Below are 16,912 nucleotides of genomic sequence, written 5' to 3' on the forward strand. Positions count from 1 at the left end.
ACAGCGTGTTCCGGGACTCTGGTTAGGCTGCTCGACGTTAAGCGATTTGCCGGAGCAAGACCATGCTTGATTTACGCCAGCTCGACCTGAACCTGCTGCTCGCCTTCGATGCCATTTACCAGCAACGCAGCGTGACCCGCGCCGCCGAAGTGATGTGCCTGTCGCAACCGGCCATGAGCAACGCGCTGCGACGCCTGCGTGAATTGTGCGGTGATCCGCTGTTCATCAAGAGCCGTCTCGGTGTGACCCCGACATTGGTCGCGCACCGACTGGCGGACTTTGTGCGCGCCGCCCTCGAGTCGTTACGCGATGGGTTGCGGATGATTCCGGCGGCGCGGCAGAACAATCCGTTGTTGCGCATCAGTTGCCTGGATTGCCTGCAACCAGTGCTGCTCGACGCCTTGCTCGAATCCCCGCAGTCCGACTGGCAGGTGCGCTACTTCCAACCGCGCCGCCGCGACGCCTTGCAGGAACTGGCCAGCGGCAAGCTCGACATTCTCATCGACCTCGACCAACCGCTGGCCGGGCTCGCCGGTCTGCACAAACAAGTGCTGCCATCCGACCATTACGTGTTTGCCTACGGCGCCGCGCTCAAGGAACCGCCGCGAACCCTGCAAGCTTATCTGGAGCAACCGCAGATTCAGATCTCCAGTCGCCGCGATGGCCTCAGCCCGGTGGACCTGCGCCTCGGTTTGAAAAGCCTGCGCCGCACGATCGCGGTGCACACGCAAAGCACCCTGGCCGCGAAGCTGATCGCTGATCGGCAACCGTTCGGCATGAGCCTGCCGAGTCGGGTTGCCACGGCGCTGGGGCTGCAGCAAGTGCCGCTGCCGCTGGATGAACCGGTGGAGCTGAAACTGGCGCTGTACATCGAGGGCCGTTATCGCTTTGAACGCAGCCGGGAGGAGGCGATGCATTGCTTGCTGCGTGCGCTGGGTGAACCGCGGGCGATGCTGGCGTTTGCGCGCCGCGCTTAGCGCTGATTGATAGTGAGACGTTACCTGTGGCGAGGGGGCTTGCCCCCGTTCGGCTGCGAAGCAGCCGCAAAATGAGTCCGCAGGGTGAGTCTGAAAAAATGCAGTGGCAGATTTAGGGCCACTCCGTGGCCCAACGGGGGCAAGCCCCCTCGCCACAATTTATCCGTCGGCGGGTTCTAGGCCTTATCCGATGCAAGCAAGCGCTGGTCGACCGCCCGGATCGCTTCCACCATCGCCAGCGCCGCCGGCGTCAGGGAATGACCCGGTCGGCTGACAATGCCGTAGTGCAATTGCAGGCCCGGGTCGTCGCGGGGGATGTCGGCGAAATCGAGCAAGTGGATGTGCCCCTGAACGGCCAGTTCGGCGAGGGCTTCCATGGTCGCGATGCCGACGGCGTCGGAGTGCATGACCACCCGGCGAATCGCATCGAACTGCGCGCATTCGACGCTGGGGTTGAAGTCCGGCTCGCCCTGCACGTCGGCGAGGATCTTGCGGATCATCGGCGGCATCCGTGTGCCGACCACGGCGTAGTCGAGCAGGGCGCGCAGGGACAGGTTTTCACGTGATGCCAACGGGTGACCGGCGCGACAGAAGAAGCGCCCGCGCCGGGGGCGCAGCAGTTGCACCTGATACTGCGGATCGCCGGTGAAGTATCGGGCATCGGCCACCAGGAATTCGATCTGCTGTTCGCGCAGCCACAGCGCCAGTTGCTCCCAGTCGCCGAGGTGGAAACTGGTACGAATCGCCGGGTGCGCCTGGATGAACTCTGCCAGCGCTTCCGGCACCAACAGTTGCGCCGGGTAAGGGCCGCTGCCGAAGTGCAGTTCGCCACCCGTCAGGCCGTTGTATTGGGTCAGCTCGTTGTGCAACGCCTGGCTGCCGGCGAGCAAACGCCGGGCATGTTGCAGCACCAGTTCACCCTGGCCGGTCAGTCGGAACTCGCGGCTGCTGCGCTCCACCAACGCGCAATCGAGGTCCCGTTCCAGGGTCTGGATGCTGCGACTGAACGCCGGTTGACTGAGATTGATCGCTTCGGCGGCGCGACCAAAACTGCGGTAGTCGGCGAGGGCCACGAGGTGGCGAAGCTGGCGTAGGTCCATCATGCGTCTCCTGCATTCGGTGAATACTTTTAATGCATTTGATCGATACCACGACCACTGGCATAACTACAACCCTGTTCACTCGCCGTAGCCTGCCATGCCTGATCAATCGTTCGCTTCCAGCGCCTTCACCCGCACCATTCTCAGCCACGCCCGGCAGTCCGGCCTGTGCCAGGACCAATTGCTGGAACGGGCCGGTATCAGCCTGTCGTGGCTCGATGAGCAGGGCCTGCACATTCCGGCGCACCTGGTCGAAAAGCTCTGGGACGAGTGCGAACGCCTGGGCGTGGGCGCCACGTTTGGCTGTGACCTGGTCAATGGGATGGCGACCACTTGCTTGCAGGGTTTGAACATCTTGTTGGACTCGGCTGCGACCCTGCGCGACAGCCTTGCCTGTTTCACCGGGTTCCTGCCACGCGTCACCAACTATGTGCTGGCCGAGCTGGAGGAGGCTGACGGACAGGCCTGTTTGCACTTGCGCTGGGCGAACCAGCCGCCGCACTTCTTTGGCCTGGATGCCGCGACGTTGACCCTGGTGCGCAACATCGCCCGACGGCTCGGACGAGCGCCGGGGGAGGTGTTTATCGACGTTTACCTGACACCCCGGCAAGCCGCGGGCGAATGGTTGCGAAACGCCGGCATCAACGTGCAAGAAGGGCCGCATCTGTGCCTGATATTACCGTCGGCCTGCCTCGACGAGCCGTTGCTGGGGGCCAATCCGTTCCTGCATCAAAGCATGCTGCGTACCTGGCAAACCACTGCGGCGCACACCACCCGCAGCGACAGCCTGGACATGGCGCGGCACTGGCTGACATCCGGTGATCAACCCATCGAACGCATCGCCGAGCGCCTCGGTTACCGCCAGCCGAGCAACTTCATCCGGGCCTTTCGCAAACAGTTCGGCATCACCCCCAAACAGTTTCGGCTGTCGTTGTAATCGCTGTGCTCGTGATGATTACTTTTTGTCGGCCATCGCTTGCGTGTCGCGGTTGATTGTTGGGCACCGTGTCCGGGCTGAGTAATCCTGACCGGAGCCTAATAATGATAAGAAAAAGCTCGGCCACAGCCGGAGTCCGTCCGCGACTTCACCGGCTTGGCCACACCCGCCCGCAACCGCTTGCGCTGGCGATGCTTGCTGTCTTGACCGGGCCCGCCCAGGCCACTGCTTTTGACATCAATGAAGACTGGAGCCTGTCGACCAAAACCACGCTGACCCTGGGCAGCAGTTGGTCGACGCAGAACCCCGACCATAGCCTGATGACCCGCGCCAACGCGTTGCAAGCCCAAGGCGTGCACGCCAACGGCACCAGCGTCAGCGCCGACGACAACCGGTTGAACTTCGAGAAGGGCGATCCCATCTCGCAGAACTTCAAGGGCCTCACCGATTTCAGTCTCGATGGCCAGGGGCAGGGCGCGTTCATTCGCTTCAAATACTGGTACGACCACGCCTACGAAACCCGTAACGGCCGCTTCAAGGATTTCGACGATTCGGGCTGGGACGACCTGTCGAAGTTCCAGGGCTTCAAGGCGCTCGACGCCTACGTCTGGAAGGATTTCCAGGTGGCCGATCGACCGCTGAACGTGAAGGTCGGCAACCAGGTGTTGTCGTGGGGCGAATCGTTGTTGATCCAGAACGGCATCAACGTGATCAACCCGCTGGACATTTCGGCGTTCAACCGTCCCGGCGTGGAAATCAAGGAAGGCCAGTTGCCGGTGGAGATGGTCTCCTTCAGCTTCGGCCTGACCGACAGCCTCAACCTCGAAGGTTTCTACCAGTACAACTGGCGCGAAAGCGTACTTGATGGTTGCGGCACGTTCTTCGCCAGCAGCGATGTCATCCAGAAGGGCTGCGGGCCGCTGTATTTGAGCCAGGTGCAAACCGATCAACAGATGCAGGCCGCAGGGTTGTACGCCACGTCCCGGGGCAATGAGTCGCCGTCGGACAACGGCCAGTTTGGCTTCGCCTTGCGCAACATCATCCACTCGCTGAACGATGCCGAAGCGGCGATCTACTACATCAACTATCACTCGCGCCTGCCGTATTTCACCCTCAACGCGAAGAACACCAGCCTGCCCGGAACCTTCCCCGGCGGCGTCCAGGCGCCGAGTTATGCGGCGGCGTTTCCGGAAAACATTCACCTGTACGGCATCAGCCTGAACGGCGTCGAACCCAACAGCGGCATCTCGCTGGCCGGTGAGCTGAGCTATCGGCCGAACATGCCACTGGCGATCAACGCACCGGACATCAACGTGGCGGTGATCTCCGGGGCGGGCGGCAGTTCGTGGGTCCAGTTACCGCCGGGATTCAACACCAATAACGGCAGCACCTACGACGGCTGGGTGCGCAAAGGCGTCTGGCAGGCAACCGGCTCGGCTACCCAGGCCTTCGACAACGTGCTGGGCGCCACGCGCCTGAGCCTGTTCGGCGAGGCCGGCGTGGTGCACATCGACGACCTCGGCGATGAGCGTCTGGGCCGCAACGCCGCGTTCGGCCGCAGTGCGCCGCGCAACGGCACGCTGTGCAACACCGTGGCCTCGGGCGTGACGAACCAATACTGCACCGACAAAGGGTTCGCCACCGAGTGGTCGTGGGGTTATCGCCTGCGCGCCAGCCTCGAATACAGCGACGTGCTGCCTGGCATCAACCTGATTCCGGCGGTCAACTGGCGGCATGACGTCTCCGGTTATTCCTACGATCCGCAAGGGCCGTTCCAGGAAGGCCAGCAGGCGTTGGGCGTGAGCCTGACGGGCGTCTACATGAACGACTACAGCGTGGAACTGGCCTACAACGCCTTCTTCGGTTCCAACGACTACAGCACCCTCGACGACCGCGATTTCGCGTCCGTCAGCTTCAAGGCAGACTTCTAAGGAGAACCGTTATGCGTATGCAATTGTGCGTGCTGGCGCTGGCCTGCACCGTCGGCCTGGCCCAGGCCAAAGGCACTGATTCCGCCGCTCTGGGCAAAAACCTGACCCCCATGGGTTCGGAAATGGCGGCCAACGCCGACGGCAGCATTCCGGCCTGGTCCGGTGGCCTGGCGAGTAATGCCGGCAGCGTCGACAGCAAGGGCGGCTACAGCGATCCGTATGCGGCCGAAAAACCGTTGTTCACCATCGATTCGAAGAACGTCGCGCAGTATCAGAAGTTTCTCAGTCCCGGTCAGATTGCGTTGTTCAAGCGCTTTCCCGACAGCTACAAGATGAACATCTACCCGACGCACCGCAGCGCCAACCTGCCCAAGGACATCCTCGCGCAGAGCCGCGACAACGTCGCTAAAACCAGCATGGCCGATGGCGGCAACGGCTTGCACGACTACGCGCGCGGCATTCCGTTTCCGCTGCCCACCGAAGGCCTGGAGGTGATGTGGAACCACATGACCCGCTATCGCGGCGGCAGTTACGAACGTATCAGCAGTTCAGCGCTGGTGCGTGAAAACGGCGCTACCAGTTATGTGCGCAACCAGTCGCTGATCAACTTTGCCGATACCGTGGGTGGGTTGGAGGCGGGCGCCAACATTCTGTTCATGTTCAAGAGCCGCGTGCTGGAACCGGCGCGTTTGTCCGGCGAAGCGGTGCTGGTGCACGAGCCGATCGACCAGGTGGCCGAGCCGCGTTCAGCGTGGCAATACCTGCCGGGCCAACGCCGGGTGCGTCGCGCGCCGATGATCGCCTACGACAACAGCGCCCGTTACAGCAACGGCCTGATCACCGCCGACAACATCGACGGCTACAACGGTGCGCCGGATCGTTTTGACTGGAAGCTGATCGGCAAACAGGAACTGTTCATCCCGTACAACAGCTACAAAATCGGCAGCCACAGCCTCAAGTACGACGAAGTGATCAAGCCCAACCACGTCAACCAGGATCTGGCGCGCTACGAGAAACACCGGGTGTGGGTGGTGGAGGCCACGCTCAAGCCAAGCGCACGGCACATCTACGCCAAACGCCGGTTCTATGTGGACGAGGACAGCTGGCAGATCGCGCAGTCTGACCAGTACGACAGCCGTGGCGAACTGTGGCGCAGCGGCGAACTGCACGCGATTCAGCAGTACGACCATGGCTTCACCTACAACGTGCTGGAAACCTCGTACGACCTGATTTCCGGCCGCTACTACGCCGGTGGCCTGGCCAACGAAGAGACCGAACCGATGCGGGTCGGGTTCGCAGCCAAGACCGACGACTACACCCCGTCGGACCTGCGGCGCTGGGCCAAGTAACCAGGCGCCCCCGCACATCCAATGTGGGAGCGAGCCTGCTCGCGAAGGCGGTGTGCCAGTCAACACATGCACCGGCTGACACTCCCTCATCGCGAGCAGGCTCGCTCCCACAGGTCATGCGGTGTGACCTCAAACCGAGCATCACCGCAAGTCCAAATGTGGGAGCGAGCCTGCTCGCGAAGGCGGTGTATCAGTCAACACATTTACCGACTGACACTCCCTCATCGCGAGCAAGCTCACTCCTACAAGGGGCGGTGTTGTTTTTAGTACCTACCAGGAGATCTGCCGTGCGCTACTGGATATCCGCTCTGGCCCTGGGCGTCAGCCTGGGCACCGTTCATGCTGCCACTCTCGATTCCCCTCAGGCCAAGGCGCTGGCGCAAGAGGCTTACGTCTTCGCCTACGCCACCGTCGAGCACGACAAAGTGCTCACTGCCATTGCTGCCAAACTGCCCTTCAACCGGCTCTACAGCGAGCCGCGATTGCTCGGCCCGCAGGACAACAAAGTGGTGTCGCCGAACAACGACACCTTCTATTCCCGCGCCTTGCTCGACCTGCGCGGCGAACCCATGGTGCTGGACGTGCCGGAGGTAGAAGGGCGCTACTACAGCTTCCAACTGGTCGACATGCGCACCGACAACCTCGACTACATCGGCACTCGTGCCACTGGTAGCAAAGCGGGGCGCTACTTGATCGCCGGGCCGGATTGGCAAGGTGAAGTGCCAAAGGATTTCAGTGGCGTGATCCGCTCGCCGAGTCGCCTGGTATTCCTGCTCGGCCGCACCGAAGTCAAAGGTGAAGCCGATCAGCAAGACGCCGCGAAAGTGTTGATGGGCTATGCGCTGCAACCCTTGTCCAAAGTGATCGCACGCGCAGCACCTGACGCGTTGCCTCCACTGCAGTTGCCCACTTATCAAGACACCAAACAAGGCCCGGCCCAATCCCTGTTCAGCACGTTCAACAGCCTGGCGTCGCTGCACGAGTGGACGCCGACTGAACGCGCAAAACTGCAACGATTCGCCGCCATCGGGGTGAAACCCGGTGCCACGTTCGAGCCGCCAGCGGATTTCAGCGAAGCGATTGCCCAAGGCGCCGAGGCTGGCCGCGAACAGGTCCGTACAGCGTCGAACCATGTCTCGGTGGAACAGCAAGGCTGGTTTCGCTCCCCGACCAATGTCGGCAAATTCGGCGACGATGACCTGACCCGTGCGGCGGTCGCCTGGCGCTACATTTACGCCAACGACCCGGTGGAAGCGGTGTACCCGATGGCGTTGCACGATGCCCAGGGCCAGACGCTGGACGGCACCAAAGCCTATCGCCTGCATTTTCCCGCCGGACAGTTACCGCCGGTGAATGCCTTCTGGTCATTGACCCTGTACGACGGCAAAACCCAATTGCTCGCGGCCAACCCGATCCAGCGTTACGCCCTCGGCGACCGTAGCCCCGATCTGCATTACGACGTTGATGGCGGCTTGACCCTGACCTTGCAATCCACCGCGCCTACGCAACAACAAGGCAACTGGCTGCCGACACCACAAGGCCCGTTCAATCTGTTGTTGCGCCTGTATTTGCCCAAGTCAGGCGCGCTGGACGGCAGTTATCAGTTGCCGACCATTGCGAGGGTTGAACCATGAACCTGATCGTCAGCCGTCGTCGAGTGCTCGGCAGCATGAGTGTTCTGGGAGGCAGTCTGATGTTTCCACGCTGGTTGTTGGCCGCAGAATCCGATGACCTTCGAGCCATCGCACAGGAAGCGTGGATCTACGCTTACCCGATGCTCATGCATTACCAGACTCTGGAAAAACAGCTGCTCAATCCTGCTGCACCGGAATACGTCGGCGGCTTCAATCGCTTCCGTCACTACAGCGAGCTGTATACCCCGAAGAACCGCGAAATCGTCACGCCTAACAACGACACGCCGTACTCCTGGGCCTGGCTCGACCTGCGCAGCGAACCGCAAGTGTTGAGTGTGCCGGCGGTCGATGACGACCGTTATTACGTGCACCAGTTGGTGGACCAGTACACGCACAATTTCGCTTACGTCGGCGTGCTCAGCACCGGGCGTGAGGCGGGGGATTACCTGATCGCCAGGCCGGATTGGCAGGGGCCGACGCCCACGGGCATCAAAGCCGTGCTGCGCAGCGAGACCGAAATCGTCATGGTGCTCGGGCGCACCGGATTAAAAAACGCCGATGACCTGCCGGCGGTTCGTGAGTTGCAGCAGCAATACCGTTTGCGCCCATTGCATGAATACACCGCCAGTCCGGCCCCGGTCGCGCCGCCCGCGATTGATTGGCCTGCGTGGGACAGCAAGAGCGGATTGGGGCCGTCATTCATTGCCGTGCTGAATCAAATCCTCACGCTGTGCCCGACCCAGCCCGCCGAGCAGGCCTTGCGCGCACGTTTCGCCCGTATCGGCATCGTGCCGGGCCAGGCGTTCGATGTCGCTGCGTTGCCGGTGGAAACCCGTCAGGCCTTGATCGCCGGCATTGCCGATGCTCAGGCGCAGCTGCAAACGGCGGTGAGCCAGGTGCGCACCACGCTGGGCCTGTTTGGCACCCGCGAAGCGCTGCATGGCAATTACCTGAATCGGGCGGTCGCCGCGAACGTCGGCATCTACGGCAACAGCGTCGAAGAGGCGTTCTACACCGGCAGTCGCCAGGACAATCAGGGGCAGCCATTGCAGGGCGGGCGGCGTTATCGCCTGCGTTTTGCGCCGGGGCAACTGCCGCCCGCCAGTGAGTTTTGGTCGTTGACGCTGTATGACCTGCCGGACCGACAGTTGGTCGCGAACCCCATTGATCGATATTGCTTGAGCAGCCGCGATCAGTTGCAGGTGGATGCGGACGGCGGGGTGACGCTGGTGATGCAGGCTTCGGCGCCGCAAGAGCCGAGCAATTGGTTGCCGACGCCGGCGAGCGGGGCGTTTACGCTGGTGCTGCGGTTGTATGGGCCGGGACGGGAGGTGATTGAGCAGCGGTGGCGGATGCCTGCGGTCGAAGTGGTTTCCGTGTAGTCCGGACTGACGCCTTCGCGAGCAGGCTCGCTCCCACAGGGGATTTGTGAACGACACAGATCCAGTGTGGGAGCGGGCTTGCTCGCGAAGGGCGCGCCGCGGTCTTAAGGCGTCACGATATTGAACTGCGGACTGAAGCTGTCCACGCTGCCCAACAGCTCCCCAAGCTTCTTCCCGTTGCCCTGCAACTTGATCAACCCTTTCTGAATCGCGGTCGGGAAATCCAGTTGCTTGAGGCTGATCTGCTCCAGCGTCGCCTTGCTCAAACTCACACTGGCATCCGCCGCCGGGTTCAGCCCGGTACGATGAGTCAGCACGCCATTGCGCAGGGTCAGGTTGAAGTCCTTGTTCTGGTCTTCAAAGGTCCAGTTCAACGTCAGGTCATGGCCCACGGCTTTTTCGCTGTCGAGACGAATCGCCAGGTAGTCGAAGAACATGTCCGGCGTCATCGCCCGCATCATGTCTACCGACGCTGAACTGCCGGCATGTTGCGGCACGCCGTTGCGCAGCTCCATTGCCCCCGTCAGGTACATGTTGCGCCAGGTCGCGTTCTCGCTCTGGTAGCCCAACTGCTCTAGAACCTCGGCCTGGGCGTTGCGACCCGGTACGTTGTCAGGTTCGGCAAACACCAACTGATTGCCCAGTTGCGCCGCCCAGCGATAGTCACCCTTGGCCATCGCCGTGCGCATTTTTTCCAGCACTGCGGCGGCGCCACCCATCGCTTCGACCGTGCGTTTGGCGGTTTCCACCGGTGGCAGCGGATTGAGGTTGGCCGGGTTACCGTCATAGAAACCCAGGTAACGCTGATACACCGCCCGCACGTTGAAACTCAAGGAACCGTAGTAGCCACGGGTGTACCACTTCTGATCCAGCGCCCCCGGCAACGTCTTGATGGCGTCGGCGATTTCCACTGACGTCAGGCCCTGGTTCATCAAGTGCAAGGTGCGGTCGTTGAGGAAGGCGTACATGTCACGCTGATCCGCCAGGAACGTGCGAATCCGCTCGCCACCCCAGGTCGGCCAGTTGTGTTGCGCGAACAGCACATCGCTCTTGTCGCCGTAACGCGCCAGGCTGTTGTCCAGATACTCCGACCAGGCCTTGGCATCACGGACTTGCGCGCCACGCGGGGTGAGGAGGTTGTGCATCATTTGCGTGGCGTTTTCGGCCATGCACAACGCGCGCAGTTGCGGCAGGTAGAGGTTCATTTCCGCTGGCGCTTCGGTGCCCGGCGTGAGCTGGAACTCGACCTCGATGCCGGCGATGGTGCGGGTCTCGAGTTCCTTGTCGATCAGGTCGGTCGGCGCAATCAAGGTGACAGTGCCGCCACTCGGTGAACTCTTGCCCAGGCCTGCGTCCAGTTGACCTTTTTCACCGCGTGGCAGCAGGCTGCCGAACTGGAATTGCGCGCGGCGGCTCATGGCGGTGCCCGCGAACACGTTCTCGCTCATGACGTGTTCCATGAACCCGGCGGGCGCGTACACCTTGACCTTGCCGGCCTTGACGTCGGTCTCGTCGATCACCCCGCGCACGCCGCCGAAATGATCGACGTGGGTGTGGCTGTAAATCACCGCCACGACCGGTTTGTGCGCACGGTTCTGGTAGTACAGGTCCAGCGCCGCTTTAGCGGTTTCAGCGGTGGTCAGCGGGTCGATGATGATCAGCCCGTCGTCACCTTCAATGATGGTCATGTTGGCCAGATCCAGCCCGCGCACCTGATAAATCTTCGGGCTGACTTCGAACAGTCCGGCATGGGCATTGAGCTGCGCCAGGCGCCACAGGCTCGGGTTGACCGAGGCGGGCGACTGATCCTTGGCGAGGAAGTCGTACGCCGCTATGTCCCAGATGACCTTGCCGGAAGCGTCTTTGACCTGACCTTTGAACGGCGCGATCAAGCCTTTGCTGACCGATTCGAAATCGGTGCGGTCACTGAAGGGCAGGTGTTGCAGCACGGCGGCATTGAGGGTGGTGGTGATCGCACTGGCATCCGCCGACTCATCGACGGCGTAAACCGGTTGCGTCAGGCATGCGGTGATCAGGCAAGCAAGCAGGCCACGAGGGCTCAAGGTGAAACGAGGCATGGCGTCTCCGTTTTTTATCGTTATGGTTAGACCAGCCTCCGAGGGTAGGGCCGCGGCCGGGGCGGGCGACAATCGTCAACGGACAAAAACCATGCAGGGCCGCTATCCTTGCCTCACGTTTCTTCACGGAATTGCCCATGCTTCAGGTCCAAGGCGTCTTCAAAAGCTACGCCACCCCGCAAGGCCCGCTGCCGGTGCTGCAAGGCGTCGACCTGACCCTGAAACCCGGCAGCAGCCTGGCGCTGATGGGCGAGTCGGGCAGCGGCAAAAGCACCTTGCTGCACCTGATTGCCGGGCTGGACAAGGTCGACCGGGGCAGTATCCGCAGCGGCGAGCATCGGCTGGAGCAGATGAACGAAGGGCAACTGGCCCATTGGCGGCGCACCGAAATCGGCCTGGTGTTCCAGCAGTTCAACCTGATCGGCAGTTTGCGGGTCGAGGATAACCTGGCGTTTCAGGCGCGGCTGGCGGGGCGCCATGACCCGCGCTGGCAGGCGCATCTGGTGCAACGTTTGGGGCTGGGCGATGTGCTGCGCCGCTATCCGGAGCAACTGTCCGGCGGCCAACAGCAACGAGTCGCACTGGGCCGCGCATTGGCGTCCCAACCGAAATTGCTGCTGGCCGACGAACCCACCGGCAGCCTCGATGAAGCCACCAGCGACGAGGTGTTGAAGTTGCTCCTGGAATTGCTCGACGACACGTCCACCACGTTATTGATGGTCACGCACAGCCCACGGGTGGCGGCGCGGCTGGCGGAAAAAGTGGTGTTGCACGGTGGTCGCCTGGCTGGCGCGGACGAGCGCTGAGGTGCGGGTTTTTCGCGAGACGTTGCGGGCGCTGCTGAGCCATTGGCGGCAGCACCCGGTGCAGTTTTTCAGCGTGCTGACCGGGCTGTGGCTCGCCACCAGTTTGCTCACGGGCGTGCAGGCGCTGAACAGCCAGGCGCGGGAAAGTTACGCGCGGGCCAGTCAGTTGATCGGCGGCGAACCGCAAGCCAGCCTCAGCGCGCCCGGTGGCGGGACGTTTTCTCAGGCGTTGTTTGTCGACTTGCGGCGTGCCGGTTGGCCGGTGTCGCCGGTGCTGCAAGGCCGGGTGACGCTCAAAGGCCATGAAGAGCAGCGTTTGCAACTGATGGGCATTGAACCGGTGTCGCTACCGGCCGGCTCATCGGTGGCGGGGCAGGCGTTGCCGATTGAGCAGATTGTCGAGTTTTTCAGTGCGCCGGGCAGTACCTGGATCTCGCCGCAAACGATGCAAGCGCTGGGGTTGCAGGAAGGTGAGCGTCCGCTGAGTTCGAACGGTGAGCCGCTGCCACCGCTGCACGCTCAAACGGACATGGCCCCCGGTTTGTTGCTGGTGGACATCGGCTTCGCCCAGCAGATTCTCGGTCTGCCGGATCAACTGTCACGCTTGCTGTTGCCGAAGGATTTCAGCGCTCCGTTACCCGACACGCTCAAGGATCAACTCCAGCTCAAGACCAGCGGTGAGGAGAACAACCTCGCGCGCCTGACCGAGAGCTTTCACCTGAACCTCGACGCCTTGGGGTTTCTGTCCTTCGTGGTCGGCCTGTTCATCGTCCACGCGGCCATCGGCCTGGCACTGGAACAACGCCGAGGACTGCTCAGAACCCTGCGCGCCTGTGGCGTCAGCGCGCGCATGCTCATCACCTGCCTGACGTTTGAACTCGGTGGTCTGGCGCTGATAGGCGGCCTCGCCGGCGTGGTCAGCGGCTACCTGTTGGCCAGCGTGCTGCTGCCGGACGTCGCCGCCAGCCTGCGCGGCTTGTATGGCGCGGAAGTGGCGGGGCAGTTGAGCCTCAGCCCGTGGTGGTGGCTCAGCGGTGTCGGCCTGAGTTTGCTCGGTGCATTGCTGGCCGGCGCCAACAGCCTGCTGCGGGCGGCACGTTTGCCATTGCTGGCATTGGCCGATCCACAAGCCTGGCATCAGGCCCACGCGCGCTGGTTGCGACGCCAGGGTTGGGTGGCGGCGACGGCAGCGGTGATTGCGCTCGGCGCCTTGATCTGGGGCGACAGCCTGGCCAGCGGATTTGTGCTGATGGCGGCGCTGTTGCTCGGCGCCGCACTGGCGCTGCCCGTCTTGCTCAACGCCGTGCTCAACCTTGTCTTGCAGCGCAGTCGTTCGGTGCTCGGCCAATGGTTTATCGCCGATTGCCGTCAGCAACTGCCGGCCCTGAGCCTGGCCTTGATGGCGCTGCTATTGGCATTGGCGGCAAACATCGGCGCAGGCAGCATGACCGCGGGTTTCCGCGAGACGTTCAGCAACTGGCTCGAACAACGGCTGACCGCCGAGCTCTACGTCAATCCGCAAACCCCGGCTCAGTCCCGTGAGCTGAACATCTGGCTCAAACAGCAACCACAACTCTCGGCGGTACTGCCCAGCTGGCAGGTGTCGATTCAGTTGCAGGGCTGGCCGGCGGACATTTTTGGCGTGATCGATCACCCGACCTATCGTCAGCACTGGCCGCTGCTGGAGGCGTTGGGCGACAACCCGTGGGACCGACTGGCCAAGGACGACGCGTTGATGCTCAGCGAGCAACTGGCCAGACGCCTGAAGGTGCGCCTCGGTGATCACCTGACGATTCCCACGCCGAGCGGCCCGTGGTCGCCGCGTATCGTCGGGATCTACGCCGATTACGGCAACCCCAAGGGCCACTTGTTGGTCAACGTCAACCATCTGCTGCACGGCTGGCCACAGCAGGCGCCCAACCGTTTTAATCTGCGCATTGAGCCCGCATCGATCCCGGCGTTTGTCAGCGAGTTGCAGGCGCGTTTCGCATTGGATGACAACCGCATTGTCGATCAGGCGCGCCTCAAGGGCTGGTCGACGCAAGTGTTTGAACGCACCTTCGCCGCCACGGCCGCGCTCAACAGCCTGACCCTGTGTGTGGCGGGCGTGGCGTTGTTCATCAGCCTGCTGACCCAAAGCCAAAGCCGCCTCGGGCAGTTGGCGCCGCTGTGGGCGCTGGGCGTGACGCGCCGGCAATTGATGCTGCTCAACCTCGGGCAAACCTGGCTGCTGGCGGTGTTGACGCTAGTGCTGGCGCTGCCGCTGGGGATCGCGCTGGCGTGGTGCCTGGATGCGGTGATCAACGTCCAGGCATTCGGCTGGCGTCTGCCGCTGCGGGTGTTTCCGGTGCAACTGTTGCAGTTGATGGGGCTGGCGTTGTTCGCGACGTTATTGGCGTCGGCGTGGCCGTTGTATTCGCTGTATCGCACGCAACCGGCGGACCTGCTGAGGACGTTTGCTCATGAGGATTAAGGTCGGGCTATTTTTATTGGTTTTATTGAGCGGCTGCGACAACTCCGCACCTGTCGACAAAGGCTTCGCCGGTCTCGGCGGCGAGGCGGCAACGTTTACTCCGGTGGTGCCGGGACGAGACTTCAGCTTCCCGGCGGATCACGGGCCGCATGACGGTTTTCGCATCGAGTGGTGGTACGTCACCGCCAACCTCAAGGACGCGCAGGGCCGCGAATTCGGCGTGCAATGGACGCTGTTTCGCAGCGCCTTGAAAGCCGCGCCCGAGGCGGCTGGCTGGGCTAATCAGACGATCTGGCTGGGGCATGCGGCCGTGACCTCGGCGACGGAGCATCACGCGGCCGAACGCTACGCCCGTGGCGGCGTCGGTCAGGCCGGCGTGAGTGTGGCACCGTTCAATGCGTGGATCGATGACTGGCGATTCAGCAGTCAGGGTGCTGATCCGTTAGCGGATGTTCAACTCAGTGCGCGGGACAAGGCGTTCGGTTACCAGCTTCGACTGACGTCCACTCGGCCGCTGGTGCTTCAGGGCGATAAAGGTTTCAGCCAGAAATCCGAACAGGGCCAGGCGTCGTACTACTACAGCCAGCCGTTTTTCCAGGCCAGCGGCTCGCTGGACATCGACGGCAAAACCTATCAAGTCAGCGGCCCGGCCTGGCTCGACCGTGAATGGAGCAGCCAGCCACTGACTGCCAACCAGACCGGTTGGGACTGGTTTTCCCTGCACCTGGACAGTGGCGAACAGGTGATGCTCTACCGCATGCGCAACAAGGACGGCGAGCCTTACCTCACGGGTACATGGATCGACGCCGAGGGGCAGACTCAACCACTGCACGCCGACGACATCCGCCTTACACCGCAAGACACCGCCAAGGTTGCTGGCCGAAAGATGCCGGTGCGCTGGTCGATCAAAATCCCCGGCAAGCACCTCGACATCACTCTCAACGCCCTCAACCCCAACGCGTGGATGGATTTGCGCATTCCGTATTGGGAAGGGCCAGTGCAACTGAGCGGCAGCCATGCGGGGCAGGGCTATCTGGAAATGACCGGTTATTGAGTCGGAACTCTCGGCAGATCGACGTCCTCCTACGTTAACAAACCCGTTCACTGGAGCCCGCCATGAGCGACGACCTCAAACCGCCAGACCTTGCGTCATGGCAACGACTGTTCGACGACAAGGCTTACTGGCAGCAATCCCCCGACGCCCATTACACCGAACTGCTGCGCGTGGCTGACGACTTGCTGGGGCAGGGCGCCATCGACCTCCAGCAGTGGCAAGACTTGAAGGCCAGGGCCGAGCAGTCGCACAAAGATTCACCGGCCGTGAACGTCGCCCAGGAAGTCGATGATCCTGAAGCCTGAGGCGGCCCTGACGTACGAGAAAGTGATGCCTTGCGCGACACCTTGCTGACTTGGCGCAAGGAAAGTGGAAAAAGCACTGACAACAACGAGCCCACTGGGCAAGAAACTGCAAAAACTCTCTGAAGACCGTCTATGCTCATTTGCACACATCGCGCTGACGCCTGAGCCAGAGCGGTCTGCTGCCCTTTATTACCAAGGAATGTATCGCCTATGAAACTCCACGCACTGACCAAAGCCATCTCCCTCGCTACCCTGCTGTCCGCTGTCAGCCTCGGCGCCATGGCTGCCGATATCCCGCTGGCTGGCGTCGTGTTAGAGGATCAGACCACCGCCACCGTCGTCTCGGTCGACGCCGCAAACCATCAAGTCGTGCTCAAAGGGCCTGACGGTAAAGAAGTTTCTGTCCAACTGACCGACAAGGCGAAAAACCTTGGCAACCTGAAAGCCGGCGATCAAGTCGATATCAAAGTCGTTCACGCCGAAGCGGCCTACCTCGATACCGACGTCTCGAAGGCCCTGCCAGGTTCCGCCGAACGCACGGGCGACGTTCGCGCAGCGCCAGGTGCCGCCAAACCGGCTGGTGAAGCTTACCGCCAGGTTGAAGTTCAGCTGAAAATCACCCACATCGACCTGAAGAAAAACCAGGTGACCTTCGAAGGTCCGAAGGGTAAATCCAAAACGGTTGACATCGTAAGGCCGGAAGTTCAAGCCAAACTCAAAGACCTGAAAGTCGGTCAAACCGTTGTCGTCACCTACACAGACATCCTGCAAGTGCATACTCACGCCCCTAAAAGCTGAGTATTGACTCTATAAAATGATTGTTCTTGTATAAGTTTTTTGTACAGGAACAATCAGTTTTATTGTTCTAGGTGGTGAGTTTTGGTGG

At 62.0% G+C, this 16,912-nt stretch carries 13 protein-coding genes; 11 read left to right on the forward strand and 2 right to left on the reverse strand.

The window, feature by feature from the left end; all coding sequences use genetic code 11:
• Positions 1-62: 62 nt before the first annotated feature.
• Complete coding sequence (locus AC07N8_RS10550; protein ID WP_483839943.1) at positions 63-977, forward strand: LysR family transcriptional regulator; 915 nt, start codon at positions 63-65, stop codon at positions 975-977.
• Between the two features lie 176 nt (positions 978-1,153).
• Here the strand turns inward: AC07N8_RS10550 and AC07N8_RS10555 are convergent, their stop codons facing one another.
• Complete coding sequence (locus AC07N8_RS10555) at positions 1,154-2,080, reverse strand: LysR family transcriptional regulator (RefSeq protein WP_493143429.1); 927 nt, start codon at positions 2,078-2,080, stop codon at positions 1,154-1,156.
• A gap of 94 nt (positions 2,081-2,174) precedes the next feature.
• On the opposite strand from AC07N8_RS10555, the gene AC07N8_RS10560 reads away from it, so the two are divergent.
• The 5 genes from AC07N8_RS10560 (at position 2,175) to AC07N8_RS10580 (ending at position 9,310) form a co-directional block, all read left to right on the forward strand.
• A complete protein-coding gene (locus AC07N8_RS10560) occupies positions 2,175-3,014 on the forward strand; it encodes an AraC family transcriptional regulator (protein WP_483839941.1) in 840 nt (279 codons plus the stop codon).
• A gap of 104 nt (positions 3,015-3,118) precedes the next feature.
• Positions 3,119-4,945 (forward strand): DUF1302 domain-containing protein, encoded by a 1,827-nt coding sequence (locus AC07N8_RS10565; protein WP_493143432.1) that lies wholly within the window; start codon positions 3,119-3,121, stop codon positions 4,943-4,945.
• A gap of 11 nt (positions 4,946-4,956) precedes the next feature.
• Entirely contained in the window at positions 4,957-6,294 is a 1,338-nt protein-coding gene (locus AC07N8_RS10570) for a DUF1329 domain-containing protein (protein ID WP_483839939.1), read from the forward strand.
• A gap of 287 nt (positions 6,295-6,581) precedes the next feature.
• Positions 6,582-7,928: a DUF1254 domain-containing protein gene (locus AC07N8_RS10575; protein ID WP_493143434.1), complete on the forward strand. Its 1,347-nt coding sequence runs from the start codon at positions 6,582-6,584 to the stop codon at positions 7,926-7,928.
• A complete protein-coding gene (locus tag AC07N8_RS10580; protein WP_493143436.1) occupies positions 7,925-9,310 on the forward strand; it encodes a DUF1254 domain-containing protein in 1,386 nt (461 codons plus the stop codon). Before AC07N8_RS10575 ends, AC07N8_RS10580 begins: the two co-directional genes overlap by 4 nt.
• A gap of 104 nt (positions 9,311-9,414) precedes the next feature.
• On the opposite strand, the gene AC07N8_RS10585 is transcribed toward AC07N8_RS10580, so the two are convergent.
• Complete coding sequence (locus AC07N8_RS10585) at positions 9,415-11,388, reverse strand: alkyl/aryl-sulfatase (RefSeq protein ID WP_483839936.1); 1,974 nt, start codon at positions 11,386-11,388, stop codon at positions 9,415-9,417.
• Between the two features lie 137 nt (positions 11,389-11,525).
• On the opposite strand from AC07N8_RS10585, the gene AC07N8_RS10590 reads away from it, so the two are divergent.
• The 5 genes from AC07N8_RS10590 (at position 11,526) to AC07N8_RS10610 (ending at position 16,824) form a co-directional block, all read left to right on the forward strand.
• Complete coding sequence (locus AC07N8_RS10590; RefSeq protein WP_483839935.1) at positions 11,526-12,194, forward strand: ABC transporter ATP-binding protein; 669 nt, start codon at positions 11,526-11,528, stop codon at positions 12,192-12,194.
• 1 nt (position 12,195) lies between these two features.
• Positions 12,196-14,667 (forward strand): ABC transporter permease, encoded by a 2,472-nt coding sequence (locus AC07N8_RS10595; RefSeq protein ID WP_493143438.1) that lies wholly within the window; start codon positions 12,196-12,198, stop codon positions 14,665-14,667.
• Positions 14,657-15,721, forward strand: coding sequence for a lipocalin-like domain-containing protein (locus AC07N8_RS10600; protein WP_493143440.1), 1,065 nt, complete (start codon positions 14,657-14,659; stop codon positions 15,719-15,721). Before AC07N8_RS10595 ends, AC07N8_RS10600 begins: the two co-directional genes overlap by 11 nt.
• A 62-nt stretch (positions 15,722-15,783) precedes the next feature.
• A complete protein-coding gene (locus AC07N8_RS10605; RefSeq protein WP_483839932.1) occupies positions 15,784-16,026 on the forward strand; it encodes a hypothetical protein in 243 nt (80 codons plus the stop codon).
• A 210-nt stretch (positions 16,027-16,236) separates the two neighbouring features.
• Positions 16,237-16,824 carry a hypothetical protein gene (locus tag AC07N8_RS10610; protein WP_483839931.1) on the forward strand — a complete coding sequence of 196 codons (588 nt, stop codon included), beginning with the start codon at positions 16,237-16,239 and terminating at the stop codon, positions 16,822-16,824.
• Positions 16,825-16,912 lie beyond the last annotated feature (88 nt).

The organism is Pseudomonas sp. GW821-FHT10C09 (assembly GCF_059415465.1).